General features: G+C 41.6%; 1 pseudogene. It reads right to left on the bottom strand.

Annotation, left to right across the window (positions count from 1 at the left end):
• Positions 1 to 171: 171 nt before the first annotated feature.
• Positions 172 to 375: pseudogene (locus tag FC43_RS08995) on the bottom strand (alpha/beta hydrolase); the annotation flags it as partial.

Genomic DNA, 375 nt, shown 5'->3' with positions numbered 1-375 from the left:
TTAAGACTAGCAATTTTTCATTTTTTCAGACTGTCAACTTGACAGGGTACAGTACCAGTAGAGCCATCGAACTTTTAAATTTGCTGGTAACTAAAAAAGTGATATCAACCGCGTTACTGAAAACGTTGGTTGCTATCACTTTTTTATTGTTGCTAGTTTCTTCCCAGCTACTTATTCAGCTTCCGTCACATCAAGATAACGCGCAAAAAAATCCACCAAGCGAGCAAACGGAATGTAGTTGTGATTACCGCCATCGTACAAGTCAGTATGAGTTGCCCCGGGAACAATCATCAATTCTTTATTGTTTCCCGTCAGTTTCGTCAACCACCACGCCCTAAAGGACGTGGCTTGTGAGCAAACACCCTTCTGATGAGT

The sequence above is a fragment of the Limosilactobacillus ingluviei DSM 15946 genome (assembly GCF_001435775.1).
Classification (GTDB): Bacteria; Bacillota; Bacilli; order Lactobacillales; family Lactobacillaceae; genus Limosilactobacillus; species Limosilactobacillus ingluviei.
This window is presented reverse-complemented; position numbering and strand designations above follow the sequence as displayed.